Source organism: Glycomyces harbinensis, assembly GCF_900101745.1.
GTDB classification, from domain to species: domain Bacteria; phylum Actinomycetota; class Actinomycetes; order Mycobacteriales; family Micromonosporaceae; genus Glycomyces; species Glycomyces harbinensis.
Genome location: NZ_FNAD01000004.1, coordinates 221,539 through 234,821, shown reverse-complemented (window position 1 = coordinate 234,821; position 13,283 = coordinate 221,539). Strand labels below are relative to the sequence as shown.

The window sequence follows — 13,283 nt, the reverse complement described above, 5'->3', positions numbered from 1 at the left end:
AATATGATGGACAGCGACTCAGCGACTCAGCGACTCAGCGACTCAGCGACTCAGCGACTCAGCGACTCAGCGACTCAGCGACTCAGCGACTCAGCGAGTCCGCCATGCGTGACCGCCTTCTGCTCTTCGCCGGTCGCACCGCGCAGGCGCTCGGGCGCCTCCGCTACGACGTCGAGCCCCTCTTCGCGGCCGACTCGCGCCTGCGCATCGTCTACGCGCTCATTCCGGGCTCCCGATTCGGTTCCGGTGCAGCGGGATTCGCCGATCGCAACGGAATCGACCTGCTTCCTTGGGACGACGCCGCCGCCCTCGGTCCCGACCTGATCGTCACCTCCAGTCCCGACCCGTGCCTGTACGAGGCCGGCGCTCCCGTCGTCTCGCTCCCGCACGGCGCGGGCCACAACCGGCTCCGGCCCGAGCTCAGCGGCGTCTCCGGACTCTCCCCCGAACAGATCCGCGGCCCGCGCGGCGAGGTCCCCGATTTCCTGGCGCTCCCCGGGCCCGCCGCCGCACGCCGCCTCGCCGTCGACTGCCCGGAGGCCCTCCCGCACGCCGAAGTGTGCGGGGACCTCTGCTTCGAACGCCTCCGCGCCGGTGTCGCCCACCGCAGCGCCTACCGCGAAGCACTCGGCGTCGCGCCCGGACGACGGCTCGTCGTCCTTTCATCCACATGGGATAGAAGTGCGCTGAGCAGTCGTTCGCGGACGCTTCCCGAACGACTGCTCGACGAGCTGCCGATGGACGAGTTCGCCCTCGCGTACCTGCCCCACCCCAACGACGAACTCGCCGACGCGCCCCGCCCGACCGGTTTCCTGCACCCCCACCTCGCCAACGGCCTCATCATGGTCCCGCCCGACGAGGGCTGGCGCGCGGCGCTCGTCGCCGCCGACTGCCTCATCGGCGACCACGGGTCGGTGACGTTCTTCGGCGCGGCGATCGGGGTGCCGACCCTGCTGGCGGCCTTCGGCTTCGCGCACATGCCGCCCGAGCTTCCACTGGCGCGCTTCGGGAGGTCCGCACCTCGGTTCGACCACGCCGCGCCGGCCGCGCCGCAGCTGCGACGGTCCATTGCGGATGGAGCGCTCGCGTTCGACTTCTCGGAGGCGCTGGCGGAGCCCGAACCCGGTCCCTCGGCGCGCCTGTCGGCGGTCGTTCACGGCCTGCTCGGTTCAACGCCGCTGAAGCTCGTCGCGCCGCAGCCGATCCCCGTTCCGGCGATGGTGCCCGAGCACGGACGGGCCACGTCGTGGCGTTTCTCGCCGCGTCCGGACGGGAGCTGGGACCGGTATCCGGTCTCGGTTCCGGCCGGTTCCTCGGACCGCCGCGAGGGCCACCTCGTCGCCGATCTCGCGACCCGGGACGGCCGCCTCAAGGCCGCTGCGAACGTGCTGTTGCACCACCGCGACGCCGTCGGGGACGCGGCGGTGGTCGCGCGCCGCATCCTCGCCGAATTCCCGGTCTGCCGGGTCGCGAGCGTCGCCGAGCGGTCCGCGAGCACCGCAGCGGCGGTGATCGCGACCCGCGACGGCCGCCTCCTGCGCGTGAGGGCCGAACGCGGCCAGCTCGATCTGATCCCGTCGGTGCTGCTTTCGCTGCTAGACGAGCAGTCCACGGACCCGGTCGGCGTCGGGACCGCCGAAGCGATCGAACATCTCCAGGGCCGCTTCGAGCCAGCGCCGACCGTCCGCGCCGTCGAGGAGGAGGCCTAGGCGCTCCATCGCCTCGGCGGCGGCACGGTCGAGGCCGCGGCGGCGCATGGTCGCGATCGCGGCCTCCGCGGCGGTGGCGGCGTTCAGGTCGCCGGCGCGGATCGCGAGCGCGGCGAGTTCGAAGCGGACGACGGCGAGGTTCCGCTGGTCGTCCTCGCGCTCGAATCTCGGCAGCGACGCCGCGAAGTCCCTTCGGGCTTCCTCGAATCGTTCGGTGTCGCGGTGGACGAATCCGATGAGCTTGTGCAGCAGGGCCTGCGATCGGTTGCGGCCGAGCCGCTCGGCGAGTCGGAGGCTGGAGCGGTAGGCGTCTTCCGCGGCGTCCCAGCGTTCTCGGCGGTAGTGCAGCCAGCCGAGCTGCTCCAGGGCCGAGCAGACGAGGGTGTCGCCGAGATCGCCACCCGCCTCCCGGGCTGCGGCGAGGGCCGCTTCGAGTGCGGCTTCCGCCTCGGTGTGGCCCTGGACGTCGATGAGCCTGCGTCCGAGGCAGATCAGCATGCGGGCCTTGGGGATCGGTTCGGTCGCGGCCTCGGCGGCGGCCCGGTAGCAGTCGACGGCCTCTTCGGGGAGGGGCGTGTTGGTGTACAGCGCCCAGAGTGCTTCGGCGAGTGCCCACGACTCGTCGCCCCAGCCGGCGACGGCGGCGAGGCGCACGAGCCCGGCGAGCGTCTTGTGGTTGGCGCGCAGCCAGGGCAGGCCTTCGTGCTCGCCGAAGGGCCGGGCGGCGTCGGGTCGGAGCGTCGCGAATTCGGGCCTGCCGTCGACGCCGGCCAGGCGGAGGCGTCCGCCCATCACCTCCCAGTCGGCGCGCTGGGCCCGTGCGCGGTACCAGGAGACGACGGCGCGCATGGCGTGCGCGAGCTCGATCGGCAGTCCAGTCGCGGAGGTTCGGCCTTCGAGCCGGTAGCGGCCAGGGCTGACGGGGCTAGCGAGCTGGGCGTCGACGAGTTCGCCGAACGCCTCGGCGGCGTCGACGGCGGGCAGCAGCGCCGCGTCGAAGTCGTCGCCGGGCAGATGCGAGAGGAGCCGGTGGAGCCAGGCCGCGGAAGGGCTCAGCATCTGGCCGGTGGCGGTGATGAGTTCGTCGGTCGAGTACTCGGTGACGGCCCGGCGGCCGGACGGCAGTGCGGCCTCGGCGCGGCCGAGGGCGCGGATGAATCCCGCGAGTGCGCGGACCTTCGCAGGGCTCCAGGCGAGTTCGGCGACGTACTGGGCCGCTTCGGCCTCGGTGAGTTCGGGGCAGATCCCGGCGAGGAGCGCCGCGCTGTGGGGTGCGGCCAGGTCGCGCATCTCGTGGCGGACGACGTCGACGTCCTCGGGCCAGACGTGTCCGGTCAGGAGGAACCCGGCGGTCGGGGAGGCGGGTGCGAACAGCGTCCCGGCTTCGCGGCTCGGGGCCTCGTCGACGATGACGAGGAGTGCTTTGTCCCTTGTGGCGGTTCGATACTGACTCACCATGCCGCCGAGGCTCTCGGAGATATAGGGAGTGGGAACGCCCAGACGGAACAGGACCGAGCGCATGGCGGTGAGCGGGTCGTCGGCGCCGAGGTCGACGTAGAGCTGGCCGTCGGGGAAGCGTTCGCTCAGGAGCGCCGCGAGCATGGCGGCGAGCGAGGACTTCCCGACCCCGGCGGGGCCGGTCACGACGACCGGGACGCCGTTCTCGGCGGTCAGGTGAGAGCCGATGAGCCCGAGGTCGTCGTCGCGGTCGACCCAGTGCCGGGGCAGCGGCGGACCCTCCTGGGGCCGGTCGGGGCGGGGCGCCGCCATGTTGAGGGTGTTGGCCTGGATGAGGTTGTGGATCTGCGAGCGGTCGAAGTGGTTCGCGAACGCATTCGGCTCAACAGGCATCGCAGCTCCCAGGGTCGGCGTCACGACCATGTTCGCACAATGGAGCCCGCCTGAAGGGAGCCGCGGCGTGCCCATGGTTGCAGGCCGACGCCGCGACTCGGTCTAGTCGTCTGTCGGTCGTACTTCCGGCAACGACGGCTAACCGTCGAGTACGACCGATGCAGAACGGTCGGTGGCGAACTTGGCGAGCCAGTTCTGGAGCTGTACCAGATCGGTGCAGGCCTCGATCTTCCCGCGCTGTTCGGGGGTGAGGCCCGTCTGCGTGTTCTCGAGCAGAACGACGAGGGCACGGCGAAGCCCCTCCACCTGGCCTTGCTCGCGCCCTTGCTCGAGGCCCTGCTCGAGGCCTTCTGAACGGAGGCGGTCGCTGTACTCGGAGTGGTAGGTCCTGGTCTTCGTCTGCATGAGCTCCTCCAGCCGTGCGGCGGGCCCGGTCGCCAGTGCCGCGAGCAGATACGCGACGTAATCGGCGGCTTGGCCTGGGTTAATGGTACCGAGATAACGGTCGAGTGTCGAGGCGAACTGATCGGCTTCGTCCGGCTCGGGAGGCTTCCCGAACAGGGCGGCGACCACCGCGGCGGCCACCGTCGGCAGCTTTGACTCCTCGGTCACCGACGGGATTCCCGAGGGGCCGACGGCATGGACGGCTATCCGGTTGCCGCGGCCGAGATGGATTCCTTCGGCGTACCGCTGTGCCAGTCGGTCGCTGCCGCAGATGAGCAGCAGTTCGACTGGGAGCTTGGAATCCTCGAAGGCCCTGGTCATGTATCCGGGCAATCGGAAGTACTTCTCATCCGACCATTTGTTCTGCACTTCGCAGATCAGAATGCGATCGGACTCGTCGGGGAACGTCAGCTGCAGCACGAGATCGGCGCGGCGTTCGGTGAGGCCCGCGGAGCCGACCGAGTTCGCGCGGGTCTCGGCGTCTGTGCAGGTCTCGACATGGGCGTCGGCATCGGCGAGGCCGAGCAGCCAGACGGCGGCCATCGGGTCGTCCTGAAGGACCTTGATGACCCCTTCGTGGGGATCTCCCGGCATAGGGGGTGCTCCTTTCATCCGGAGGTACGCATGAGGAACGAGTGGGCGACAGCGAAGACGTGGACTCGTCAAAAATGTGACTCATGTCTACATGGCCTTGATGTCCCGCACATGGCCGATCGCGAACCGCCGAGCGATTGGACAAGGGCCCCAGTCGCTTTCGCGACTGGGGCCCTCTTTGCCGGAAACTATCCCCCGTTGCCGTAGAGGCGCAGTTCTGCCACGTCTATCAAGGCGCCGTTGGTCAGTCGCAGGTAGCGGTAGCTTCCGTCGTCGGTCGCCGGGAGTTCCTGCCATGCGAGGGTTTTCGTCGTCGGGTCGGTAAACCTGGTCCAGTGCTCCAGGTCGTTCGAGCCCTCCAGTACCAGGTCGGCCATTCTTGTCATGCCGTTGTTGTCCTGGCGTGCCAGGAAGTCGGCTCTGTTCACGGTGATCGCCGCGTCTTCGCCGAAGTCCCAGATCAGGTAGAACTCGCCGTCCACGGCCGGGACGTCGCTGAAGGTCGCGGCGTTGCCGTCGAGCATTGCCGCCGCGTGGGTCGCCTTGGTGGGGTCTTCCGTTCCGTCGAGCTTGATCACTTGGGCGCCGGATAGGTCGATGAGGTCGCTCTCGTCTGCGCCGTATAGGTAGGTCCCGTCGGTCGAGCCGTGGATCGTCGCCGCCTCCTCGCCGTCCTCGGTGGTGTGGTCGATCGCCACGTCGAGCAGGCCGGAGCCGGTGAGGTCGGCGAGTTCGCCGGTGGCCGTCCAGGTCAGGTCGTCTTCGCTTACGGCCTCGATGCTCTGGCCCCCGATGGAGACCGCGACTTCGCTGATCGGGGTGGCGCTGGCGAAGTTCACCGTGACGTTGTCGCCTTCGGTCACCCTGCCTGCCAAGGCGTCCGGGGAAGTCACCGATACCGAGGTGATCGCGCCCGCGACCTCGCTGCGTTCGCCGAAGATCCGGATCTCGCCGATCGACCAGATGCCCGGGTAGGCCGGGTCGGTCGGGATGCCCGGCTCGTCGAGCTGGACCTTCAGGTAGCGGTACTCGTCGTCGTCGTGCTCGCGCACCACGTCGATCGTCTCCATGTCCGGGTCGTTCGCGGTGGCCCGCTCGGTCAGCAGGTCCCAGGTGATGCCGTCGTTCGAGCCGTACGCGTTCGTCCCTTCGGAGCGGTTCCCGAACAGGGACCGGGCCTGGAAGCCGAACGCCTCGGCCGTGATCCGGTACTGGGGGCCGAAGTCGAGGATGAACGAGCCGGTGCGGAGGTCGCCGGTGTGCGAGGTGTTGTCGCCGTCCGCGAGTGCGCTCAAGGCGCCCGTGGTGATGCCGACCGGGGCGACCGCGCCCGTGTAGTCGAACGAGTCGTCGCCGAGTTCGGGGTTGAGCAGTTCGAGGGCGTCGATCGCCGCGATGAGAAGGTCGAGGGCGGCCGCGAACTCGTCGTCGGAGCCGTGCCTCGCGGCGTCCTTCGCCTCGTCGAGTGCCGCCTCGTACGGTTCCTCGGTGACGGCGGTGTACTCCGCGCGCCGGTCCACGCCGTCCTTGACGGCGGCGTCGACGGTGCCCTTCCTGTTGGGGGACACCACGAGTTCGACGGTGTGGGCGGCGACCGCGGTGCCGTCGTCGGCGACGATCTGGATCTCGTGGCGGCCCTTGTCCTTGGCGCCCGGCTTCCAGGTGAGCTCGCCGGTGGCGGTGTCGAAGGACGCGCCCCTCGGCAGGTCGTCGGCCGTGTAGGTCACGGTGCCGTCGGTGTCGGTCGCGGACAGGTCGATCGAGGCGCCGACGCCCTTGGTCAGGTAATACCGGTCCTCAGTGGAGTTGAACTGCGGGGCAGTGAGGTCCGTGGCGCCCGAGAGGATCACGCTGTCGAGGTCGACGGTGGTGCCGTCCTCGCCGGTGAGGCGGTAGAAGTTGACGTTCTGGCCGGCGGCCGGGTAGGTGATGTAGCGCCATTCACCGCCGGTATCCGGGAGTTCCAGCGCCGCAAGGGTTCTGGTCTCGGCTTCGTCGGGATTGAGGCCGCTCGCCTCCTCCTTGTAGAGCACTTCGAGGTCCGCGGGGCCGTCGCTGCGGAACTTGAGGCCGATCCGGGCGTTCGCGGCGTACATCATGCGGCTGACGACGCTGGTCGTGCCGTCTTCGGAGAGCGTCGCCCGCGCGAAGGTCGCGCCGTCCTCGGTCACCAGCTCGGTGTCCTCGTCGAGGGCCAGCCCCGCGTTCGCGAAGCTGAGCGAGGCGTCCTCGGGCTGCGGGTTCGGGGCGGTGCCGGCCAGTTCGGCCGGGAACGCGACCCAGTACTCGGGGTTCTTGTCCCCTGGGGCCCAGAAGTTCGCGGTGCCGGTCCCGTACCAGTAGTAGGGGCCGTCCATGCGCGAGGCGAGCTCGGCGACATGGGGCGCTTCGGCATCGACGTCCACGCCGCGCTCGAGCGCGTACTCGTAGTACAGCTCGTTGACCGGGTTGAAGATCCGGCCCCGGTAGGCCTGGGCGATGGTGTTGCTCTGGCCCTCTTCGTCGATCCACGGCGTGGGGGCGCCCATCATGAAGCCCCAGAACGCGTTCGCTCCGTCGAGGAGCCGCTGGTCGAGGAAGTCGTAGGAGCTGACGGCGTCGTCGTCGGTCGAGACGGTGCCGTCGACGGGGTCCACTTCGGTGCCCTGGACTTCGAGCATCCGGGCGAGGCCGGTGTAGTTGTCGATGTTGCATTCGCCGTGCGCCTGGTCGCGGCCCATCTCGCGGACCTGCACGAACGACTCGCCGTAGGGGTTGAGCGGGTCGTCCGCGTCGATGAGCGGCATCTGCGGGGCCATCGCGCCGTTGTCGTAGGCGGTGTCGCCCGAGTTCACGGTGAACCACTCGACGCCCGTGGCGTAGCCCTCGGCGTCGTCGGCGTAGATCGCGGTCGCGATGCGCCCGAACAGGCCGAAGTTGTGCTGGTTCATCCAGCGCTCGTTGGAGAACAGGAACGTCTCCACCACGGGGTTCGCGAAGTTGGCGAGCAGCTTCTCGTCGTCCTCGGCGCTCCAGGCGACGTCGTAGCCGTCGTACTCGCCGGGCGAGTCGTCCTCGATCGGTTCGGTGGCGCGGATGATCTCGGCGGCCATGAGGAACTGGTAGAGCGGGTGCCCGGTGTGGATGTGCGCGTCCGCGAAGTACACGTAGCGCGTCGGGTCCATGTTGGACCAGGTTCGCAGCGCTTGGATCGCGTTGCGGCGGTACACCTCGTCGCCGGTGGTGACCCACATGAGCGACTGCGTGAGGGCGCCGAAGGAGTCGTTGGTCTCGCGGTTGCGCATCCCGGCCTGGGTGAAGGTGGGGTCGAGCGGCACGTCGGGCTGCGAGGCGGACTTCGAGTTCGAGGCGCGGTAGGTCTCGGACGCGAAGCTCGTGGCGGTCATGGCCTCGAAGTAGGAGGCCCACGGCTCCTGGCCGCTGCGGACCATCTCCTGGGCGCTGCGCAGGTCGCCGGCGGAGAGGCCCACGCCGGGGTGGACGAAACCGGCGTCCGAGACCGTCTCGTTGATCGCCACCAGGTTGTCGGTGAGGAGGTCGTCGTATTCGGCGGCCTGGGCGGCCTGCGGGGGCAGCGCGACCGCCCCGAGTCCGGTGGCGAGCGCGGCGGCCAGGGCCGCCAGGCGCGACCGCTTCCGTTGTCCGACTTGCGTCATCGCACGTCCTTTCAAGTGAGCGTGAGGGGCCTTGCGGGTCTCGTCGCGGGGCGCGGACGTGGACCGTCTCGGGCCGCGAAGCAGCGGGATATCGCAATCCATCTATGCGGACGATAGCGGCTGCCGGGGCCTGAATCAAGGCTCAGACAGATAACGTTCTCTGTTCTCTCGGGAGACGATCCTACGGTTGCTCATGCAGTTGCCGAATCGTTATCTGATGCGAATCGCGTTGTCTAGCTGCACAGTTACAAGCTAACTATGGTGCCGTGGTGACCGTGGGTGGATATTGGTCGATGTTGAGGTCTCGACAATCGGCGCGGGAGATCTTAACGTAGAAACCGATATCTATCCGGCCGATCGAAGGACCCCGTGTGGCAGACCGACCGAGGGCACTGCTCGCCATGAGCCCCGAGTTCCTCCCCCAGCTCTTCCCCGAGCCCTTGATGAAGCGGCTCCTCGCCGTGCTCGACCTCGACCCGGAGCTGGTGGCCGAGGACTTCGCCGACGCGGCCGCGCAGCCGGTGCTGGCCGAGGCCGAGGTGCTCGTCTCCAGTTGGGGCGCACCGCGGCTCACCGACGAGGTGATCACCAAGGCGCCGAGGCTGCGGGCGGTCCTGCACGCGGCGGGCTCGGTGAAGTCGGTCGTCGGCGATGCGGCCTGGGACCGGCCGGTCGCCGTCTCCTCGTCCTCGGGCGCGAACGCGCTGCCGGTGGCCGAGTACACGCTGGCCGCGATCCTCATGGCGGGCAAGAACCTCTTCGCACTGCGCGAGGACTTCCGCAGGGAGCGGTCGTTCCGGCTCGGGTACATCTACCCCGAGGTCGGGAACTTCGGCCGGACCGTCGGGATCGTGGGCGCCTCGAAGATCGGGCGCCGGGTGCTGGAACTGCTGCGGCCCTTCGACTTCGAAGTCCTGCTGGCGGACCCGTACCTGGAGCCGGCCGAGGCCGCCGCGCTCGGGGCGGAGCTGGTCGACCTCGACTCGCTCGCGGCCCGCAGCGACGTCGTCTCCGTCCACGCCCCGGACCTGCCGGAGACCGCGGGCCTCATCAGCGCCGAACGCCTGGCCGCCATGAAGAACGGCACCGTCGTCATCAACACCGCGCGCGGGCGCCTGGTCGACACCGACGCGTTGATCGCCGAAGCGGCGGCCGGCCGGCTGTCGGCGGTCGTCGACGTGACCCACCCCGAGCCCCTCCCCCGCGATTCACCGCTGTTCGACCTCCCGAACGTCTTCCTCACCCCGCACGTGGCCGGCTCGCACGGCAACGAGCTGTCCCGCATGGGGCTGTTCATGGTCGAGGAGGCCGAGCGCCTCTCCCGGGGCGAACCCCTCGCCCACCTCGTCGATCCCGCGACGCTGTGGAAGCAGGCCTAGGGAACGCCACCCGTTCTCCCGCCGAAGCAGCGCACTCCGCATTCCCTCACCGCAATCAACGTCGATTCAAGGAGACACCTCTCATGGTCGAATTCTCACGTCGCAAGCTCCTCGGCGCGGCCGGCGCCGCCGCCGCGGCCGCCACCGTCGGCACGACCGCCGCCTGCTCGGGCGGCGGCGGGGCCGCCGCGGGCGGCGACTACGACCCGCCCGCCTTCCAGCCCGCGCCCGAGCTGGACGCCCAGCCGTACTACACGAGCGAGACGCCCGGCATGGAAAGCGTCTACACCGAGTACCCGAAGTCCTACTTCAAGTCGGTCGACCGGGACCCGGGCTCGGGCGGCAAGGTCACCAGCTTCCAGCTCACCTGGGGCGACCCGGCGACGCCGCTGGAGGACAACCCGTACTGGCAGGAGCTCAACGAGCGCCTCGGCGTCAGCTTCGAGCCGCAGTTCGTGCCGCAGCCGGTCTTCTACCAGAAGTTCGCGACGATGCTCGCCTCCGGCGACGTCCCCGACCTCGTGTTCGTCGACGATCAGAACGCGTCCTGCCTCCAGGGCATCCGCGACGGCGCGTTCGCCGACCTCTCCGAGACGTTCTCCGGCGACGGCATCCTGAAGTGGCCGAACCTGGCCGCCCGCAAGGAGGAGATCTGGAACGCCAGCCTCAAGGACGGCCGCATCTACCAGGTCCCCTCGATCGTGTGGAACCTGACGAACCTGCCGATCATGCGCACCGACCTGGTCGACCAGACCTCGATCGGCCGCGCGCCCAAGGACGCCGACGAGCTGTTCACCATGCTCAAAGAGGTCTCGGCGCTCGGCTCGGGCCCCGGGGGCCAGAAGGTCTACGGCTTCAGCAAGTACGAGCCGATCCCGTTCTACCGCCTGTTCAAGACCGGCCCCGAATGGCAGCTGAACGGCGACGGCGACCTGGTGCACATGATCCAGACCGAGAACTACAAGACGATGCTCGAACGGCTCGCCGCCGCCTGGTCCGAGGGCGTCTTCGACCCGGTCGCCATGACCGCCAATCCGGCCGACATCGTCTCCGGCAGCGCTCTGGCATGGGACGCGGTCGGCGGGGTCGTCTCCATCACGGGCCTCTCGCAGAAGGAGGCCGACCTGCCGGGCGCGACCTTCGACTTCTTCGACATGCCCGGGTTCGACGGCTCGGGCCAGCTCGTGGTCCGCAACGTCCCTTATGGCAGGTCGACCTGCGTCTCGGCCGCCGCGGCCGAGGACGAGGACCGCCTCACCGAGATCCTCAACGTGCTCGACTACCTCTCGGCGCCGTTCGGCTCGGAGGAGCAGATGTTCATCGCGAACGGCATCGAGGGCGAGCACCACACCGTCGACGAGCACGGCATCCCGATCGTCGACACCGAGCGCCTCGTCGAGATGGGCGTCCAGTACGTCGGCGTCACCTCCGGCGACAACTCGTACCGGGTGCACCCCAACCAGGCGCAGTGGACCGATTCGTTCGTCGCCGTCATGGAGTCCATGGCCCAGCACTCGATCGTGCGCCCCCTCGAAGGCCTCGAAGCCGCCTCGCAGACCTTCATCGCCAAAGGCGCGCAGCTCAAGCAGCAGTGGGACGACTTCGAGCGCGGCGTGATCACCGGCCGCGAGAGCGTCGACGACCTCCAGTCCTTCGTGGACGGCTACATGTCGCAGGGAGGCACCCAGGTCCGCGACGAATACGCCCAGGCGCTCGAGGACGCGGGCAAGTGAGCGTGAACATCGCCGAGACCGGCCCCGGGACCCGCGTCGAGCGGGCCTCGGGGCCGCCCGCTCCCGGCAAGAAGCGCACGCTTTCACTGCGCCAGAGGATCTGGCGTGAACGCTGGTCGTACACGTTCATCATCCCCGGCGCCGCGTTCTTCCTGGTCTTCATGTACGCGCCCATGGCCGGCAACGTCGTCGCGTTCCAGGACTACTCGCCGTTCCGCGGCGTCGAGGGCTCGCCCTGGGTCGGCTTCGCGAACTTCACCGCGATCTTCAACGACCCCGAGATCGTCACCGCGCTGCGGAACACGCTCATCATCGCGTTCCTCCAGCTGGCCTTCGCGTTCCCGGCGCCGATCGCCCTCGCCCTCCTGCTGCACTCGCTGCTGTCCGAAAAGGTCAAACGCCTCGTCCAGACCATCGTCTACCTGCCGAACTTCCTGTCCTGGGTCATCGTCATCTCGGTGTGGCAGCAGGTCGTCGGCGGCGGCGGGCTCGTCGCGGGCATCCTCGACGGGTTCGGCATGCCGGGCTTCGACCTGATGACCGACGCCGAGAACTTCAAGTTCCTCGTCGTCGCCCAGAACATCTGGAAGGACGCCGGCTGGGGCACCATCATCTTCTTCGCCGCCATCGCCGGGATTCCCTCCGAGCGTTACGAAGCCGCGGCCATCGACGGCGCCTCGGGCTGGCAGCGGACCTGGCACGTGACCCTGCCGGCCCTCGTCCCGGTCGCGACGCTCCTGTTGATCTTGAACATCGGCTCGATCCTCACCGTCGGTTTCGAGCAGCTCCTGCTCCAGCAGCCCATGGTCGGCGCCGACGCCGCCCAGGTGCTCGACACCTTCGTGTACTTCAGGGGCGTGCTCGGCGGGCAGTGGGGCATCGCCACCGCCGCAGGCCTGCTCAAGGGCGTCATCGGCACCGTCCTGGTGCTGGCGGCCAACAAGTTCGCCAAGAAGATGGGCGGGGAGGGGATCTTCTGATGGTCACCGCGACAACGACCAAGACCAATGATCGTCCGCCATGGATGAATCCGCCTTCGCCCTTGATCCGCGCCGTCAAGGCCGTGGTGATCGTCCTGATCGTGATCACCATGCTCTACCCGCTGGTGTACGTGATCGCGATGAGCTTCGCGTCCCCCGAGCAGGCCCGCGCGGGCGTGGTCTTCCCGACCGAGTACTCCCTCGACGCCTACCGGGCGATCTTCAACGGCGGCACCGTCCTCCAAGGACTGCGCAACTCCCTGTTCATCACCGTGGTCGGCACCGTCCTGTCCCTGGCGGCGACCTCCATGCTCGCCTGGGGCCTGGTGAGAACGCGGCAGGTGCCCGGCGCCAAGTTCGTGCTGATCCTGGTACTGGCGACCATGTTCTTCAGCGCCGGCATCATCCCGAACTTCATGCTCATCAAGTACCTCGGGCTCTTGGACTCGACCTGGTCGCTGATCATCCCAGGCCTGATCTCGGCCTTCAACATGATCGTGATCCGGAACTTCTTCCAAGGCCTCCCAGGGGAACTCATCGAGGCGGCCCGCATCGACGGCGCCGGCGAATGGCGGATCTTCCTGCGGATCGTGCTGCCCCTGTCGAAACCCGTGCTCGCCGTGATGGGCCTGTTCTACGCCGTGGGCTACTGGAACACCTACTTCAACGCACTGCTCTACATCAACGACTCGGAGAAGTGGCCGATCCAGGTGGTGCTCCAGCAGTACGTCCTGGCGGGCGTCGCCATCCCGGGAGCCGTGGTCTCCCCCGACCAGCCCCCGCCGCCGGGTGTGACCCTCCAGATGGCCGTCATCGTCCTGGCGACCGTCCCGATCCTGCTGGTCTACCCGTTCCTCCAGCGCTACTTCACCTCAGGAGTCCTGACGGGGGCGATCAAGGGCTGAACGGCTGCCGGACAACCGAACAGCGCAGGGGC

General features: G+C 68.8%; 8 protein-coding genes. 5 read left to right on the top strand and 3 right to left on the bottom strand.

All coding sequences use genetic code 11. The features are described 5' to 3' along the window. Window positions 1-104: 104 nt before the first annotated feature. A complete protein-coding gene (locus tag BLQ63_RS27730; RefSeq protein ID WP_143014824.1) occupies window positions 105-1,709 on the top strand; it encodes a hypothetical protein in 1,605 nt (534 codons plus the stop codon). Here the strand turns inward: BLQ63_RS27730 and BLQ63_RS09255 are convergent. The 3 genes from BLQ63_RS09255 to BLQ63_RS09245 form a co-directional block, all read right to left on the bottom strand. Beyond that, entirely contained in the window at window positions 1,596-3,560 is a 1,965-nt protein-coding gene (locus BLQ63_RS09255) for a tetratricopeptide repeat protein (RefSeq protein ID WP_177154853.1), read from the bottom strand. The two genes, BLQ63_RS27730 and BLQ63_RS09255, sit on opposite strands and share 114 nt — an antisense overlap. A gap of 138 nt (window positions 3,561-3,698) precedes the next feature. Then, a complete protein-coding gene (locus BLQ63_RS09250) occupies window positions 3,699-4,598 on the bottom strand; it encodes an RpnC/YadD family protein (RefSeq protein ID WP_091032253.1) in 900 nt (299 codons plus the stop codon). A gap of 188 nt (window positions 4,599-4,786) precedes the next feature. Further along, complete coding sequence (locus BLQ63_RS09245; RefSeq protein WP_091032250.1) at window positions 4,787-8,254, bottom strand: putative Ig domain-containing protein; 3,468 nt, start codon at window positions 8,252-8,254, stop codon at window positions 4,787-4,789. Window positions 8,255-8,625: 371 nt separating this feature from the next. On the opposite strand from BLQ63_RS09245, the gene BLQ63_RS09240 reads away from it, so the two are divergent. The 4 genes from BLQ63_RS09240 (at window position 8,626) to BLQ63_RS09225 (ending at window position 13,251) form a co-directional block, all read left to right on the top strand. Beyond that, on the top strand, window positions 8,626-9,633 hold the full coding sequence (locus BLQ63_RS09240; RefSeq protein ID WP_091032245.1) for a hydroxyacid dehydrogenase: 1,008 nt from the start codon (window positions 8,626-8,628) through the stop codon (window positions 9,631-9,633). A gap of 83 nt (window positions 9,634-9,716) precedes the next feature. Further along, window positions 9,717-11,366: an extracellular solute-binding protein gene (locus tag BLQ63_RS09235; RefSeq protein WP_091032242.1), complete on the top strand. Its 1,650-nt coding sequence runs from the start codon at window positions 9,717-9,719 to the stop codon at window positions 11,364-11,366. After that, window positions 11,363-12,346: an ABC transporter permease gene (locus tag BLQ63_RS09230; RefSeq protein ID WP_218125171.1), complete on the top strand. Its 984-nt coding sequence runs from the start codon at window positions 11,363-11,365 to the stop codon at window positions 12,344-12,346. The genes BLQ63_RS09235 and BLQ63_RS09230 overlap by 4 nt, the downstream gene beginning before the upstream one ends. A 44-nt stretch (window positions 12,347-12,390) precedes the next feature. Beyond that, on the top strand, window positions 12,391-13,251 hold the full coding sequence (locus BLQ63_RS09225) for a carbohydrate ABC transporter permease (protein WP_091032239.1): 861 nt from the start codon (window positions 12,391-12,393) through the stop codon (window positions 13,249-13,251). Window positions 13,252-13,283 lie beyond the last annotated feature (32 nt).